Raw genomic sequence first — 15,971 nt, forward strand, 5'->3', positions numbered from 1 at the left:
GGGCGCCACTCTAGGAACCTCCCCGGCCCCGCCGGGGCGCGCTGCCGCGGATAGGGCCGGAGGTCCTGGTCAGGTACGCCGTGCGATGGCTGCGGCCTTGCGGCTGCGCCGCGGGGGCGGGGGTGTCTCGCCGGCTGCCCTCGTCGACGAGGCCGGTCTCGTGGTCTCGGAGGGTTCCTTTCGCGCACCCTTCGCCGACGCGGTTGCGGCTGCCTTCTTCGTCGTCGACCTCGTGGCGGGCGATTTCTTCGCCGCCGTCTTCTTCGTCGTCGTCTTCTTCGCCGCTGTCTTCTTCGTCGTCTTCGTCGATGCGCCGGTCTCGGCCTGCTTGGCCGGGAGTTCCGCGACGGTGGGCACGTGGTCGGCCCGGGCGAGGACCGGGGCAAGGTACCGGCCGGTGTGACTCTCCTCGACCGCGGCGACCTGCTCGGGGGTGCCCTCGGCGACGACGGTGCCACCGCGGTGTCCGCCCTCGGGGCCGAGGTCGACGAGCCAGTCGGCGCTCTTGATGACGTCGAGGTTGTGCTCGATGACGATGACGCTGTTGCCCTTGTCGACGAGCCCCTGGAGGACGCCGAGAAGTTTGCGGATGTCCTCGAAGTGCAGGCCGGTGGTCGGCTCGTCGAGGACGTAGACCGTGCGGCCGGTGCCGCGCTTCTGCAACTCGGCGGCGAGCTTGACGCGCTGCGCCTCGCCACCGGAGAGCGTGGGTGCCGGCTGACCGAGTCGCACGTACCCCAGGCCGACCTCGTTGAGGGTGCGCAGGTGCCGGGCGATGGCGGGCACGGCGGCGAAGAACTCGACGGCCTCCTCGATGGGCATGTCGAGGACCTCGGCGATGGTCTTGCCCTTGAAGTGGACCTCGAGGGTCTCCCGGTTGTAGCGGGCGCCGTGGCAGACCTCGCACGGCACGTACACGTCGGGGAGGAAGTTCATCTCGATCTTGAGCGTGCCGTCACCGGAGCACGCGTCACAGCGACCGCCCTTGACGTTGAACGAGAAGCGCCCCGGCTGGTAGCCGCGGATCTTGGCCTCGGTGGTCTCGGCGAAGAGCTTGCGGATGTTGTCGAACACCCCCGTATAGGTCGCCGGGTTGGAGCGCGGGGTGCGGCCGATGGGGCTCTGGTCGACGTGGACGACCTTGTCGAGGTGTTCCAGGCCGGTCACGGTCTTGTGCCGCCCGGGCACCTGGCGGGCGCCGTTGAGCTTGTTGGCCATGACCGTGTAGAGGATGTCGTTGACGAGCGTCGACTTGCCCGAGCCGGAGACGCCGGTGACCGCGACGAGCACGCCGAGCGGGAACGAGACGTCGACGTCGTGCAGGTTGTTCTGCCGGGCGCCGACCACGGTGAGCTGCCGCTCGGGGTCGACGGCGCGCCGCTGCCGGGGAACCTCGATGCGCTCTCGGCCCGAGAGGTAGCGGCCGGTGAGCGAGGTGGGGTGATTCATGAGCCCTTCGACGGTGCCGGAATGTACGACCTCTCCGCCGTGCTCGCCGGCGCCGGGGCCGATGTCGACGACCCAGTCGGCCGTCTCGATGGTGTCCTCGTCGTGCTCGACGACGATGAGCGTGTTGCCGAGGTCGCGCAGCCGCGTGAGGGTGCCGATGAGACGGTGGTTGTCGCGCTGGTGCAGTCCGATGGAGGGCTCGTCGAGCACGTAGAGCACGCCCACGAGGCCGGAGCCGATCTGCGTGGCCAGGCGGATGCGCTGGGCCTCGCCGCCCGACAGCGTGCCCGCGGGGCGGTCGAGGGAGAGGTAGTCGAGGCCGACGTCGAGGAGGAACCCGAGCCGGGCCTGGATCTCCTTGAGCACGCGTTCGGCGATGGCCGCCTCGCGCACGCTGAGGTCGACGGTGCGGAGGAACTCCGCGCACTCCGCGATCGCCAGGCCGCTGACCTGAGCGATGTTCTTGCCACCGAGGAGGACGGCGAGCGACTCGGGCTTGAGCCGGGCCCCCTTGCACGCCGGGCAGGGCACCTGACGCATGTAGCCCTCGTACCGCTCGCGCGACATGTCGGAGTCGGTCTCGGCGTGACGGCGCCGCACGAACGGGATGGCTCCCTCGAAGCCCGTCGAGTACTGGCGTTCGCGACCGAACCGGTTGCGGTAGCGCACGTGCACCTTGTGTTGGTGGCCGTGCAGGATCGCGTCCTTGGCCCGCTGCGGCAGCGCCTTCCAGGGCGTGTCGAGGGAGAACGACAGGTCGTCGGCCAGCGCGGTGAGCACGCGGAGGAAGTAGTCGGCGACCCCGGAGGCCTGCGACCACGGCGCGATGGCGCCGTCGCGGATCGACAGGTCGTCGTCGGGGACGACGAGCTCGGGGTCGATCTCGAGCTCGGTGCCGAGGCCGGTGCACTTGGGGCAGGCGCCGAACGGGCTGTTGAACGAGAACGAACGCGGCTCGACCTCGTCGGCGTTGATGACGTGATCGTTCGGACATGCCATGCGCTCGGAGTACCGGCGTTCGGTGGGCAGGACGTTCGGGTCCTCGGCGAGCTGCTCCGGCGTCGGCTCCTCGTGGACGTCGACGAAGTCGATGACGACGACGCCGTCGGCGAGGCCGAGCGCCGTCTCGACGCTGTCGGTCAGCCGCCGCTTGGCGGAGTCGTCGCCCTGCTTGGCGACGAGCCGGTCGACGACGACCTCGATCGTGTGCTTTCTCTGCTTGTCGAGCTTGGGCGGCTCGGCGAGGGAGACGACCTCGCCGTCGACCCGGGCGCGGGCGTACCCCTTGGTCTGCAGTTCGGAGAACAGTTCGACGTACTCGCCCTTGCGGCCCTTGACCAGCGGCGCGAGCACCTGGAAGCGCGTGCGGTCGGGCAGCGTGAGCAGCCGGTCGACGATCTGCTGGGGGCTCTGCCGGGTGATGGGCTCACCGCACACGGGGCAGTGAGGCCGGCCCGCCCGCGCGAAGAGCAGTCGCAGGTAGTCGTACACCTCGGTGATCGTGCCCACGGTCGACCGGGGGTTGCGGCTCGTCGACTTCTGGTCGATGGAGACCGCGGGCGAGAGCCCCTCGATGAAGTCGACGTCGGGCTTGTCCATCTGCCCGAGGAACTGGCGGGCGTACGCCGAGAGGGACTCGACGTAGCGGCGTTGGCCCTCGGCGAAGATCGTGTCGAACGCAAGGGAGGACTTGCCGGATCCGGACAGGCCGGTGAAGACGACGAGCGAGTCACGAGGGATCTCGATCGAGACGTCCTTGAGGTTGTGCTCGCGGGCGCCGCGCACGACGAGATGGTCGTGACCGGGGCGGGTGGCAGGGACATTCGTAGGCACGTCCGACATCGTAGGTGCCCCCTCCGACAACCCTTCGACCGGCGATCTCTGCCCAGGTCAGCGCCCCGACCGCGCCCGCTCGTGCCGGGCGGGCCGTCACCGTCCGACATCCACGACCACCCGTCCGGTACCCCACCACCCGCCGTCGTCCGCCGCCGCCCGACGCGGCTCGCGGGGCCGGGCGGCATCGGGCTCACCCCTTGACGCAGAGGATGGTGTCGAGCTTGGTGACGACCTCGACGAGCGGGCTCGGCCCCTCGGTCTGCGCGGCGATGACCTCGGCGAGGTCCTTGTAGGCCGCCGGGATCTCGTCGAGCACGCCGGCGTCCTTGCGGCACTCGATGCCCCGGGTCTGCTCCTGCAGGTCGGCGACGGTGAAGCTCTTGCGTGCCTTGTTGCGTGACATCCGTCGTCCGGCACCGTGCGAGGCCGAGCACAGGGCCTCCTCGTTGCCGAGCCCGCGCACGACGTACGAGCCGGTCCCCATCGAGCCGGGGATGAGCCCGAGCTCGCCGCGACCGGCCCGGATCGCGCCCTTGCGCGTGACGATGACGTCCACGCCGTCGTAGGTCTCGTGTGCGACGTAGTTGTGGTGGCAGGTCACGCGCTCGCCGAACTGCACCTGCGGGAACGCGCGCCGCACGACACCCTCGAGCAGCACGAGCATGGCCTCCCGGTTGAGCAGCGCGTACTGCTGGGCCCAGTGCAGATCGTGAAGGTAGTCGTCCATCTGCGGGGTGCCGGCGAGGAAGACCGCGAGATCCCGGTCGGGAAGCACCGCGTTGTGGTCCAGCCCCTTCGCCGACTCGATGTGGCGGGTGGCGAGCTCGTTGCCGATGTTGCGCGAGCCGGAGTGCAGCATGAGCCACACCCGGTCGTCCTCGTCGAGGGTCACCTCGACGAAGTGGTTGCCGCCGCCGAGGGTTCCGCACTGAGCGATCGCCCGGCTCTCGCGTTCGGCGATCCTCGGAGCCCGCAGGTCGGAGAACCGTCGCAGATGAGCGTCGACGCGCGCCTGCAGCCGGGGGTCGTCCGACAGGTCCGCCGACCCGGAGTGGGACTCGAATCCGACGGGGATCGCCCTCTCGATGGAACGGCGAAGTCCCGCGAGGTCCTCGGGAAGGTCGGCGGCGGTGAGCGACGTCCGGACCGCGGCCATGCCGCAGCCGATGTCGACGCCGACGGCCGACGGCGAGACCGCTCCGCGCATCGCGATGACCGATCCGACCGTGGCGCCCTTGCCGAAGTGGACGTCGGGCATGACCGCGAGGCGGTGCGTCCAGGGCAGCGCGGCGACGTTCCGCAGCTGCTCCTGGGCGGCGGGTTCGATGGTGTCGACGTCGGCCCACAGCGCCGTGGACTCGGCGCCGGGAAGCCGCGCCGGAAAGGCGGGCGCCGAGCGCGTCGGGGCGGGGGTGGGTTTCCTGGTCATGACGTCCGAGTCTGCGGGTCCGAATCGCCCGGGTCCACCCGATTTCGACCGCTGGCGGATTGGACACCCCCCTCGGCCCCGCGGAGGCGCACGGCGGTGGAGGATGTGGTGATCCGAACGGCAGCCGCCGGCGCACCGGTCCTCACCCGGCCGTCGCAACCCGAGCGGCCCGAGTCACCCGCGGAGGATCCCATGACCACCTACACCGGCGACGTCACCCCCGGGGGCCCGAGCGATGTCCGCGACCTGGGGGTCCTCACCCTGCGCAAGGTCAGCGTGGGTTCGATGGACAACAACGTCTACCTGCTCACCTGCAACGACACCGGGTGTCAGTTGCTCGTCGACGCGGCGGCCGAACCGAACCGGCTCATCGACCTCGTCGAGGAGGGCTCGGGACGCCTCGGCGGCATCGTCACCACCCACCGGCACGGCGACCACGTCGGCGCCCTCGAAGAGCTCACGCACCGCACGGGTGTGCCGACCTACGCGGGTGAGAACGACGCCGACGCGCTCCCCGTCGCTCCCGACCATCGTCTCGCCCACGGCGACACCATCACGTTCGGCGAAGTGACTCTCGACGTCGTCGAACTGCGCGGCCACACGCCCGGCGCCATCGCCCTCACGTGGAAGGACGCCGACGGCCAGGCCCACGCCATCACCGGCGACAGCCTGTTCCCGGGTGGCCCCGGCAAGACTCCGTCGCCGGAGGACTTCGCCTCGCTGATGGACGATCTCGAGAGCCGGATCTTCGAGCCGCTCGACGACGACACGTGGGTCTACCCGGGCCACGGCAAGGACACCACGCTCGGCGCCGAACGCCCCCACCTCGCCGAGTGGCGTGAACGCGGCTGGTGATCCGGGCCGCCGGGTGGAACGGGATTGCACGGCACCGCCCGGCTGACCCTACGATGCCGCGGTGACCCGACCCCGAGTACCGGCAACTCTGCTCGTCCTGCTGGCGATCGGGTCCGTGCAGTTCGGCGGGGCCCTCGCCGCCACCCTCATCCCCCTCGTCGGGGTCGCGGGCTCGGTGGCCCTACGCCTCGCCATCGCGGGCGCACTCATGCTGGTTCTCCTGCGTCCCGGCGTCAGAGGTCACTCCCGACGCGACTGGGGCACCGTCATCGCCTTCGGATGCTCGCTCGCGCTCATGAACAGCGCGTTCTACGCCTCGTTGGCGCGACTGCCGATCGGGGTGGCGGTGACGATCGAGTTCGTCGGTCCCCTCGTGCTCTCGGCCGTGCTCTCGCGACGGGCCCGCGACCTCGTGGCCGTGGCCGCCGCCGCTGTCGGGGTCGTCCTCGTCTCGGGCGTCGCCGGCACCCACGTCGACCGCCTCGACCCCGTCGGCGTCGCTCTCGCCCTCATCGCCGGGGGCGCCTGGGCCGCGTACATCCTCCTCTCGGCACGGGCGGGGGCGCGGTTCCCGCGGCTCGACGGGCTGGCCCTCGCGATGCTCGTCGCCACCGTCATCGTCGCGCCGGTCGGGATCGCGACCGCCGGGCGCGAACTCCTCGCACCCGACGTCCTCCTGAAGGGCGCCGGCATCGCGGTCCTCTCCTCCGTCCTGCCCTACTCCCTCGAGCTGCTCGCGCTGCGGCGGCTCAAGGCGAGCGTGTTCGGTGTGCTCCTCAGCCTCGAACCGGCCGTCGCCGCGTTCGCCGGCCTCCTCGTGCTCGGGCAATCCCTCTCACCGATGCAGCTGGCCGGGATGGCGGCCGTCGTCGCGGCCTCCGCATCGGTCACGCGCAAAGAGCCGGGCGCCCCGCCGGAACCCTGACGTCGGGACCAAAGGCCGGGATTCACCTGCAACGATCCCGACCGGCCGCGGCTTCTCGCTACCGTGGATGTCGTCCGAGAGGCGGGCGCTCGGCCCCGCACGGATCCAGTTCGTATGGAGGAAGCATGAGCAGTCGCGTGGGCAAGGCCGACCTGCGGAGCAAGATCATGTCGGCCCACGATGCCGCCGAGTTCATCCAGGACGGCGACAACGTCGGCATGAGCGGCTTCACCGGGGCCGGTTACCCCAAGGCCGTGCCGGTCGCGCTCGCCAAGCGCATCCGTGAGGAGCACGCCGCCGGACGCCCCTTCCAGATCGGACTGTGGACCGGCGCCTCGACCGCGCCCGAGCTCGACGGTGCTCTCGCGGAGACCGGCGGCATCCGTTCGCGCCTGCCCTACCAGTCCGACCCGATCACGCGCTCGAAGATCAACGAGGGCTCGATCGACTACAACGACATCCACCTCTCGCACCTGGGTCCCCTCGTGCGCGAGGGCTTCCTCGGCAACCTCGACGTCGCTGTCATCGAGGTCACGGCCATCACCGACGACGGCCGCCTCATCCCGAGCTCCTCGATCGGCAACAACAAGGTGTGGCTCGACGAGGCCGACAAGGTCATCCTCGAGGTCAACTCGTGGCAGAGCCTCGACCTCGAGGGCATGCACGACGTCTACGAGAAGTTCGCGCTGCCGCCCAACCGCACCCCGGTGCAGATGACGCGACCCGGCGACCGCATCGGTCAGCCGTACCTCTCGGTCGACAACTCCAAGATCGTCGCGGTCGTCGAGACCGAACAGTCCGACCGCAACACCCCGTTCAAGCCGCTCGACGACACCTCCAAGGCCATCGCCGGGCACTTCATCGAGTTCCTCGAGCACCAGGTCAAGCTCGGACGCCTCCCCAAGGAACTCCTCCCGCTGCAGTCCGGTGTGGGCAACATCGCCAACGCCGTGCTCGCCGGCCTCCTCGACGCCCCGTTCGATCAGCTCACGTCGTACACCGAGGTCATCCAGGACGGCATGGTCGACCTCATCGACGCAGGCAAGGTGACCGTGGCCTCGGCGACGGCGTTCTCGCTCTCCCCCGACGCCGCCGAGCGCATGAACCGCGAGGCCAAGAAGTACCGCCGCAACATCATCCTGCGGCCCCAGGAGATCTCCAACCACCCCGAGCTCATCCGCCGCCTCGGCGTCATCGCCTGCAACGGCCTCATCGAGGCCGACATCTACGGCAACGTCAACTCCACGCACATCATGGGCAGCCGCATGCAGAACGGCATCGGCGGCTCGGGAGACTTCGCCCGCAACGCCTACATTTCCTGCTTCGTCACCCCGTCGACGGCCAAGGGCGGAGCGATCTCCTCGATCGTGCCGTTCGTCAGCCACGTCGACCACACCGAGCACGACACCAGCGTCATCGTCACCGAGCAGGGGCTCGCCGACCTTCGTGGTCTCGCGCCGCGCAAGCGCGCTCAGGTCATCATCGAGAACTGCGCCCACCCGACCTACCGACCGATGCTCGAGGAGTACGTCGAACGCGCCACCAAGGTCGCCAACGGCCAGCACACACCCCACGACCTCGCCCTCGCGCACGAATGGCACCGCCGGTTCCTCGACGAGGGCACGATGATGCCCAACTGAGGCCGGCTCGACGACGAAGGAGCGCACCCCCTCGGGGGTGCGCTCCTTCATGTCGTCCGGGCCTGCGCCTCGAGGTGGCGACGCCCCCTCGCGTCACTCAGAGGGACGCGTCCCGACGGGACTTGATGAGCGAGGCGATCGTCGTCACACCGAGGATGACGATGATCGCGCCCAGCGACACCCCGATGGAGATCTCCGGCACCGGCAGCGGCTGGCCGCCGTTGATGAACGAGAGGTTGTTCTCGTGCAGCGCGTGGAGGATGAGCTTGACGCCGATGAACGCGAGGAGCACCGAAAGCCCGAGGCTGAGGTAGACGAGGCGCTTGAGCAGGCCACCGATGAGGAAGTACAGCTGCCGCAGGCCCATGAGGGCGAAGATGTTCGCCGTGAGCACGATGAACGGCTCCCTCGTGAGGCCGAAGATCGCCGGGATGGAGTCGAGCGCGAACATGAGGTCCGTGGTGCCCAGCGCGAGGATCGTGATGAGCATCGGGGTGGCGACGCGCTTGCCGTCGAGGTGGCCGAAGAGCTTGGTGCCGAACTGCCACGACGTGGTCGCGTTGAACCGGCGCTCGACGAACTTGAGGATGGCGTTCTCCTGGAACTCCTCGTCCTCGTCCTCGTCCTGCATGCCCTCCTTGGCGAGCTTGACGGCCGTGTAGATGAGGAACGCGCCGAAGAGGTAGAAGATCCAGGCGAACTGGTTGATGAGGGCCGCGCCGACGGCGATGAAGATCGCACGCAGGATCAGCGCGATGACGATGCCGATCATCAGGGCGGCCTGCTGGTACTTCTCGGGTACCCCGAACTTCGCCATGATGATGATGAAGACGAAGAGGTTGTCGATCGAGAGCGAGTACTCGGTCAACCAGCCGGCGAAGAACTGGGTTCCGTACTCCCACCCCGAGATCAGACCGATCCCGATGCCGAACAACGCGGCGGCACCGACGAAGAACGACAGCCACCGGGCACATTCGGCCATCGACGGCTTGTGCGGACGACGGGCGATGATGATCACGTCGAAGAGCAGGAACGCGATCATGATCGTGAGCGTGGTGATCCAGACCCACAAGGGCACGTGCATGAGGAGAGACCTTTCGGATGGGAACCGATGGAGGTCTCTCCCGCCCGTCAGGCGGACCGGTGCCCCGAACCCGAGGCACCGGCCGGATGGCGTGAGTCACGGGTCGTGCTGGCGAGGTCACCGCTTCGGGGATACTCCCCTCCGTCAGGGGCCGAGTCTTTCACACCCGCGCGCCATCCCGCCGCACGAGGGCGCGTCGTAAGACGGGTCAGCCGGTGGCGGCGTTCATCTGCCTCAGTTCCTTCTTGAGGTCGGACACCTCGTCGCGGAGACGCGCCGCCAGCTCGAAGTGCAGGTCCTCGGCCGCCTGGTGCATCTGGGCCGTGAGGTCCTGGATGAGCGAGGCGAGGTCGCCGGCCGCGGCCGGTACCTCTCGACGGGTCGTCTCGCCGCCGCGGCCGCGCCCCTTGCCGCGCGACTGGGCCCGGCCGCTGCCCATGAGCGCCTCGGTGTCGGCGTCCTCCCGGCGCAGCTGGTCGGTGATGTCGGCGATCTTCTTACGCAGTGGCGTGGGGTCGATGCCGTGCTCGGTGTTGTAGGCGATCTGCTTCTCCCGGCGCCGCGAGGTCTCCTCGATCGCGGCCTCCATCGAGGGGGTGATCGCGTCGGCGTACATGTGCACCTGGCCGGAGACGTTACGGGCGGCGCGGCCGATCGTCTGGATGAGGCTGCGCGTCGAGCGGAGGAATCCCTCCTTGTCGGCGTCGAGGATCGACACGAGCGACACCTCCGGCAGGTCGAGCCCCTCACGCAGGAGGTTGATGCCGACGAGCACGTCGTACTCCCCCAGCCGAAGCTCGCGCAGCAGTTCGACGCGGCGCAGCGTGTCGACCTCGGAGTGCAGGTACCGCACCCGCACCCCCTTGTCGAGGAGGTAGTCGGTGAGGTCCTCGGCCATCTTCTTGGTGAGGGTCGTGACGAGGACGCGTTCGTCCCTCTCGACCCGCACGTTGATCTCGTGCAGCAGGTCGTCGATCTGCCCCTTGGTGGGCTTGAGCACGACCTCCGGGTCGACCAGACCCGTGGGCCGGATGATCTGCTCGACGACCCCGTCGGACTTCGCGAGCTCGTAGTCACCCGGGGTGGCCGAGAGGTACACCGTCTGCCCGATGCGCTCGAGGAACTCCTCCCACTTGAGGGGACGGTTGTCCATGGCGCTGGGCAGCCGGAAGCCGTGGTCGACGAGAGTGCGTTTGCGGCTCATGTCGCCCTCGTACATCGCGCCGATCTGCGGGACCGTGACGTGGGACTCGTCGATGACGAGGAGGAAGTCCTCGGGGAAGTAGTCGAGCAGACAGTTGGGCGCGCTGCCGCGGGGCCGGCCGTCGATGTGCAGCGAGTAGTTCTCGATACCCGAACACGACCCGACCTGCCGCATCATCTCGATGTCGTAGGTCGTGCGCATGCGCAGCCGCTGCGCCTCCAGCAGCTTGCCCTGCTGCTCGAGCTCGGCGAGCCTCTTCTCGAGCTCGGATTCGATGCCCCCGATGGCCCGCTCCATGCGTTCGGGGCCCGCGACGTAGTGCGTGGCGGGAAAGACGTACATCTCGGTCTCGGTGTTGACGACCTCGCCCGTGAGCGGGTGCAGCGTGTAGAGCGCCTCGATCTCGTCGCCGAAGAACTCGATGCGCAGCGCGAGCTCCTCGTACATGGGAATGATCTCGACCGTGTCTCCGCGCACCCGGAACGTGCCGCGGGTGAACGCGAGATCGTTACGCGTGTACTGCATCTCGACGAAGCGCCGCAGCAGCTCGTCGCGCTCGATCTGTTGACCGACCTTGAGCCGGACCATGCGGTCGACGTACTCCTGCGGCGTGCCGAGGCCGTAGATGCAGGAGACCGACGCGACCACCACGACGTCGCGCCTCGTGAGCAAGGAGTTGGTGGCGGAGTGCCGCAGCCGCTCGACCTCGTCGTTGATCGAGGAGTCCTTCTCGATGTACGTGTCGGTCTGCGGCACGTACGCCTCGGGCTGGTAGTAGTCGTAGTAGCTGACGAAGTACTCGACCGCGTTATTGGGCAGCAGTTCGCGAAACTCGTTGGCGAGCTGTGCCGCGAGCGTCTTGTTGGGTGCGAGAACCAGCGTGGGCCGCTGCACCTGCTCGATGAGCCAGGCCGTGGTGGCCGACTTTCCGGTGCCGGTGGCGCCGAGGAGGACGACGTCCTGTTCGCCGCCGTTGATGCGCGTCGCGAGCTCGGAGATCGCCGTCGGTTGATCACCGCTCGGGGAGAACTCCGAGACGACCTCGAACGGGGCGACGCGTCGCTGCAGATCTGTGGTGGGCCGCATGCGAACAACGGTAGACCCCGCCACCGACAACCCTTCGTGCGACGGCGAACCGCCTGGTCAGGACGGGTGAACGCCCTCTGCGCGATCGTGGCCGGCCCGCGTCAGTCGTGCCAGCCCGTGCGCTGCCCCCAGTCCTTGATCCGCGGCCAGACCTCGGCGAACCAGGCCTTCTTGGCCTCGACGTAGTCGTCGGTGCTCGAGTGCCGGTCGAACAGGTCGTTCTTCACCTGCTCGTACTCGCCTCGGGCGTTCTCGTTGCCGCGCAACCAGTCGCGGAACAGCAGGGCGTACTGCCAGCCGGCACTCGACAGCTCTCGCACGTGCAGGTGGGTGACCTGCCCGGGGTCGCAGGAGCCGTGGTAACGCTTGACCCAGAGCGAAGGATCGGGCAGATCCTCGGTCGGGTGGTCCATGCGGTAGTCCTCGACGCGCGGGAACCCCGCCCCGGCGAGGGCGGCGACGAATTCCGGCTCGTCGGCGTCCTTGAGGGAGCGCACGCCGATCTGCAGGTCGATGACGTCCTTGCCGCCCATGCCGGGAACGCTGGTGGAGCCGACGTGCTCGATCTGAGGGGCACGCTCGCCGAGAGCCCGTCCGATGCGGGCGATGAGGCGATTCGCGGCCTCCTCCCAGTCGGGCTCGTACGCGCTGACGACGGGAGTGTCCGCGCGGCGGTGGATGCGCCCGCTTCGCACGTTGGCCTCGAAGGGGACGAGCCGGTCGTGCCACAGCGCGTCGACCTGCTCGAAGAGGTGCCGTTCGTCGCCCTCGTTGTCGAGCAGCACGTCGGCCGCCTCCCGGCGCGCCCCGTCGGAGGCCTGATGGCTCATGCGGGCCCGGGCGTCGGCCTCGGGCACCCCACGGTCGGCGAGACGCTCGATGCGGGTCTCCGGGCACGCGTCGACGGCGACGACGAGGTGGTACCGGTCGCCCATGTTCTTCTCGACGAGCAGGGGGACGTCGTGGACGAGGATCGCGTCCTCGGGTGCCTCGGCGAACAACTCCGCGGTGCGGGCCGCGATGAGCGGATGGGTGATGTCCTCGAGGTCACGCCGAGCGTCGCTGTCGCCGAAGACCGCGCCCGCGAGAGCGGCCCGATCCAGCGAGCCGTCCTCGGTGAGGACCTCGTCCCCGAACCGCTCGACGACGAGACGCAGCCCCTCGCTGCCCGGGACGATCACCTCACGGGCCACGGCGTCGGCGTCCACGACGACCGCTCCGAGCTCCGTGAGTCGTCTGGCGACCGTCGACTTGCCCGAACCGATTCCGCCGGTGAGGCCCACACTCAACATGACGCCACTGTAGGCGTACCGACGCCGCGATTCCGCTGTTCGCGCCACGAACCACCCTGGCCGCCGGCAGGGTCGGCCCCGCCGTACCACCGAGGCGGATCAGCTCGACGAGACGCGGGACACCGTACGGCCGACCTCGAACGAGGCCTGCGTGCGGGTGTCGGTGCACGCGACGACGCTCGCGGTGGCCCCACACGTCACGGCGGAGGTCCGCATGGTCGATCCCGGCGTCAACGCCGCGGAGCGTCGACCGTCGATGACGACCGTCGCGTCCCACCCGCGCCGGTGCCAGGCGGTCAGTGGCGCACCGAGCGCCGCGGTCTCGGGCCCCTCCTCCCCCGCGCAGGTCTGGCGGGCGCGGCCAGCCTGGACGAGGAACGTCCGTCCGTAGGGCCGGCCCTCACATCCCGTCGCGGGAGACGCGGTGCCGGCGCCGTCGGGGCCGCTCGCAGCGGAGGACGGCGTCGTGGCCGCCGAGGGCGTGGGCGTACCGACCGGGGTCGGCGTGCCGGAGACGCCGGGCGGGGAGGTCGGCGACGCCGGTGGCGTCCAGGTGGTCGTGCGCACGTCGCACCAGGCGATGTCGTCGTGCATCGTGCAGTGCACGTTCCCGTCGGCGGTCATGAAGGCCCCGTCCGTGACCTCGATCGTCCGCGGCCCGCTCGACCGTCGCACGTCCTCGATGACGAGCCGGCCCCCGCGGTGCTCGACGGTCCCCTCGTACTGGGTGCCCGGTGCGCTCGGGGAGTCGAACCCCGTCCACTCGACCCGTACCTCGCCTCCGGGCGTCCGCAGCGCGCGCACGACCGCCAACTTCTCGCGGCCCACCGTGCCGAGGTCGAGCGACGTCACCGGCGTGGCGGGACCGGTGTAGAGCACGAGGGAGTCGGGGCGAGCCGCACCATCGACCGTGCAGGAGATCACCCCGACGAGGTCGAGTCCACCGTCACCCGTGACATCGACCTCGACCGGCTCCACCGGCTGCATGCCGAGGGCGTAACCGTCGGTGACCTGCAGCGTCGTCTCCGTGGACCCGACGTGTCCCCGGTACCCGGAGAGGTGATGCTCGGGCACGCCGCACACGGCCGGGGCCGAGCGGATGTCGGCCAGCGACACGTCGACCCCCCGGGTGGGCGGGGCGGTGGTGGGTGCGACGGTCTCGACGACCTCCGGAGCGAGCACGGGCTGCGCCGGGCGCGGCTCCTGCGTCGACCCCGAACCGCCCCCGGCACACCCCGCGAGGAGGAACGCCGCGAGGAACGCCGCGATGAGCACCCGGCCACGATGATCATGATGGCCACGACGGTCATGACGGTAACGACGGCCCTCACGGTCATGACGACCGCGGTGGGCGATGCGGCCCCCGGTGTACTCCACGGTCATCGCCCCTCCCGGCACCTGGCCCGTCACGCAAACCCGACGTGCCTCCGTACGGCCGGAACCACCTGCACCTGAGCCGGATTCGTCGAGCACCCGAGCCTGGGAGGGACCCGGGGACGCGCGAACGGGCCCCCTTCCGTGTGGAAGGAGGCCCGTTCGACTCGTCAACCTCGGCCGGTGGCCGCGGCGGCGAGGATCAGTTGCCCGTGAGCTTCTCGCGCAGCGCGGCGAGGGCCTCGTCGGAGGCGAGGGTGCCCTCGGTGCTGACCTGCGACTCTGTGGTGCCGCCGGAGGAGTACGAGGTCGCGGCCTCGGTGCCACCGGTGGCGGCGGCCTCGGCGTCGGCCTTGAGGGCCTCCTCGACCTGCGTGCGGTGCGCCTCCCAGCGAGCGTGGGCCTCGGCGTACTGCCGCTCCCACTTCTCGCGGGCCTCCTCGTAACCCTCGAGCCACTCGTTGGACTCCGGGTCGAAGCCCTCGGGGTACTTGTAGTTGCCCTGCTCGTCGTACTCGGCGGCCATGCCGTAGAGCGTCGGGTCGAACTCCATGTTCGCGACCGCGGCGTCGTTGGCCTGCTTCAGCGAGAGGGAGATGCGGCGACGCTCGAGGTCGATGTCGATGACCTTGACGAAGATCTCCTGGCCGACCTGGACGACCTGCTCGGGCAGCTCGACGTGACGCTCGGCGAGCTCGGAGATGTGCACCAGACCCTCAATGCCGTCGTCGACGCGCACGAACGCACCGAACGGGACGAGCTTGGTGACCTTGCCCGGCACGACCTGGCCGATGGCGTGGGTGCGGGCGAAGTGCTGCCACGGGTCCTCCTGCGTCGCCTTGAGCGACAGGGAGACACGCTCGCGGTCCATGTCGACGTCGAGGACCTCGACGGTGACCTTCTGACCGACCTCGACGACCTCGGAGGGGTGGTCGATGTGCTTCCACGAGAGCTCGGAGACGTGGACGAGACCGTCGACACCGCCGAGGTCGACGAACGCACCGAAGTTCACGATCGAGGAGACGACACCCTCGCGGACCTGGCCCTTGCCGAGCTCCTGCAGGAAGCTCGTGCGCACCGCGGACTGGGTCTGCTCGAGCCACGCACGGCGGGAGAGCACGACGTTGTTGCGGTTCTTGTCGAGCTCGATGATCTTGGCCTCGATCTCCTGGCCGACGTACGGCTGGAGGTCGCGCACACGCCGCATCTCGACGAGAGAGGCCGGCAGGAAGCCGCGCAGGCCGATGTCGAGGATGAGGCCGCCCTTGACGACCTCGATGACGGTGCCGGTGACGACGCCGTCCTCCTCCTTGACCTTCTCGATGGTGCCCCACGCGCGCTCGTACTGGGCGCGCTTCTTGGACAGGATCAGCCGACCCTCCTTGTCCTCCTTCTGGAGGACCAGGGCCTCGACCTCGTCGCCGACGCCGACGACCTCGTTGGGGTCGACGTCGTGCTTGATGGAGAGCTCGCGCGAGGGGATGACGCCCTCGGTCTTGTAGCCGATGTCGAGAAGAACCTCGTCGCGATCGACCTTGACGATGACGCCCTCGACGATGTCGCCGTCGTTGAAGTGCTTGAAGGTCGAATCGATGGCGGCGAGGAGTTCTTCCTCGGATCCGATGTCGTTGATCGCGATCTCGGGGTGGCTGACAGTCATGTAGTGGGGACTCCGATGTGGACAGTTGGTCGGGGGGCCGCGGCGGACGCCGAGGCCCTCATTGGACAGGTGTGAACAAGATTGCTGCTGGTGGGCGAACGGATCGAGACGGCGGGATCGCCGTGGCGACGATCGAG

The 15,971-nt window shown here is 69.3% G+C and carries 10 protein-coding genes; 3 read left to right on the top strand and 7 right to left on the bottom strand.

Annotated elements, in window-relative coordinates:
- Positions 1 to 69 precede the first annotated feature (69 nt).
- Entirely contained in the window at positions 70 to 3,291 is a 3,222-nt protein-coding gene (gene uvrA / locus BN1197_RS15100) for an excinuclease ABC subunit UvrA (protein WP_040160963.1), read from the bottom strand.
- A 184-nt stretch (positions 3,292 to 3,475) separates the two neighbouring features.
- Positions 3,476 to 4,714, bottom strand: coding sequence for an RtcB family protein (locus BN1197_RS15105; protein ID WP_040160965.1), 1,239 nt, complete (start codon positions 4,712 to 4,714; stop codon positions 3,476 to 3,478).
- A gap of 192 nt (positions 4,715 to 4,906) precedes the next feature.
- Here BN1197_RS15105 and BN1197_RS15110 point away from each other — a divergent pair, with 192 nt between their 5' ends.
- From BN1197_RS15110 to scpC, 3 genes are all read left to right on the top strand, one after another.
- Entirely contained in the window at positions 4,907 to 5,569 is a 663-nt protein-coding gene (locus tag BN1197_RS15110; RefSeq protein WP_040160967.1) for an MBL fold metallo-hydrolase, read from the top strand.
- A 61-nt stretch (positions 5,570 to 5,630) separates the two neighbouring features.
- Positions 5,631 to 6,494, top strand: coding sequence for an EamA family transporter (locus BN1197_RS15115; RefSeq protein ID WP_040160969.1), 864 nt, complete (start codon positions 5,631 to 5,633; stop codon positions 6,492 to 6,494).
- A 125-nt stretch (positions 6,495 to 6,619) separates the two neighbouring features.
- Positions 6,620 to 8,134: a succinyl-CoA:acetate CoA-transferase ScpC gene (gene scpC, locus BN1197_RS15120; RefSeq protein ID WP_040160971.1), complete on the top strand. Its 1,515-nt coding sequence runs from the start codon at positions 6,620 to 6,622 to the stop codon at positions 8,132 to 8,134.
- 97 nt (positions 8,135 to 8,231) lie between these two features.
- Here scpC and BN1197_RS15125 read toward each other — a convergent pair whose 3' ends face one another.
- The 5 genes from BN1197_RS15125 to rpsA all read right to left on the bottom strand — a co-directional run bounded on the left by BN1197_RS15125 (position 8,232) and on the right by rpsA (position 15,834).
- Positions 8,232 to 9,218 carry a TerC family protein gene (locus tag BN1197_RS15125; protein ID WP_040160973.1) on the bottom strand — a complete coding sequence of 329 codons (987 nt, stop codon included), beginning with the start codon at positions 9,216 to 9,218 and terminating at the stop codon, positions 8,232 to 8,234.
- A 208-nt stretch (positions 9,219 to 9,426) separates the two neighbouring features.
- Positions 9,427 to 11,508, bottom strand: coding sequence for an excinuclease ABC subunit UvrB (uvrB, locus tag BN1197_RS15130; RefSeq protein ID WP_040160975.1), 2,082 nt, complete (start codon positions 11,506 to 11,508; stop codon positions 9,427 to 9,429).
- A 101-nt stretch (positions 11,509 to 11,609) separates the two neighbouring features.
- Positions 11,610 to 12,800: a dephospho-CoA kinase gene (coaE, locus tag BN1197_RS15135; protein ID WP_040160977.1), complete on the bottom strand. Its 1,191-nt coding sequence runs from the start codon at positions 12,798 to 12,800 to the stop codon at positions 11,610 to 11,612.
- Between the two features lie 99 nt (positions 12,801 to 12,899).
- Positions 12,900 to 14,183: a hypothetical protein gene (locus tag BN1197_RS15140; RefSeq protein WP_141397303.1), complete on the bottom strand. Its 1,284-nt coding sequence runs from the start codon at positions 14,181 to 14,183 to the stop codon at positions 12,900 to 12,902.
- Between the two features lie 193 nt (positions 14,184 to 14,376).
- Entirely contained in the window at positions 14,377 to 15,834 is a 1,458-nt protein-coding gene (gene rpsA, locus BN1197_RS15145; RefSeq protein WP_040160981.1) for a 30S ribosomal protein S1, read from the bottom strand.
- Positions 15,835 to 15,971: the final 137 nt, after the last annotated feature.

Source organism: Mobilicoccus massiliensis, assembly GCF_000826525.2.
Taxonomy (GTDB): Bacteria; Actinomycetota; Actinomycetes; order Actinomycetales; family Dermatophilaceae; genus Mobilicoccus; species Mobilicoccus massiliensis.

Coding starts and splice junctions, on each gene's coding strand:
- uvrA (WP_040160963.1), bottom strand. CDS start 3,291: ATGTCGGACGTGCCTACGAATGTCCCTGCCACCCGCCCCGGTCACGAC.
- BN1197_RS15105 (WP_040160965.1), bottom strand. CDS start 4,714: ATGACCAGGAAACCCACCCCCGCCCCGACGCGCTCGGCGCCCGCCTTT.
- BN1197_RS15110 (WP_040160967.1), top strand. CDS start 4,907: ATGACCACCTACACCGGCGACGTCACCCCCGGGGGCCCGAGCGATGTC.
- scpC (WP_040160971.1), top strand. CDS start 6,620: ATGAGCAGTCGCGTGGGCAAGGCCGACCTGCGGAGCAAGATCATGTCG.
- BN1197_RS15125 (WP_040160973.1), bottom strand. CDS start 9,218: ATGCACGTGCCCTTGTGGGTCTGGATCACCACGCTCACGATCATGATC.
- uvrB (WP_040160975.1), bottom strand. CDS start 11,508: ATGCGGCCCACCACAGATCTGCAGCGACGCGTCGCCCCGTTCGAGGTC.
- coaE (WP_040160977.1), bottom strand. CDS start 12,800: ATGTTGAGTGTGGGCCTCACCGGCGGAATCGGTTCGGGCAAGTCGACG.
- BN1197_RS15140 (WP_141397303.1), bottom strand. CDS start 14,183: ATGACCGTGGAGTACACCGGGGGCCGCATCGCCCACCGCGGTCGTCAT.
- rpsA (WP_040160981.1), bottom strand. CDS start 15,834: ATGACTGTCAGCCACCCCGAGATCGCGATCAACGACATCGGATCCGAG.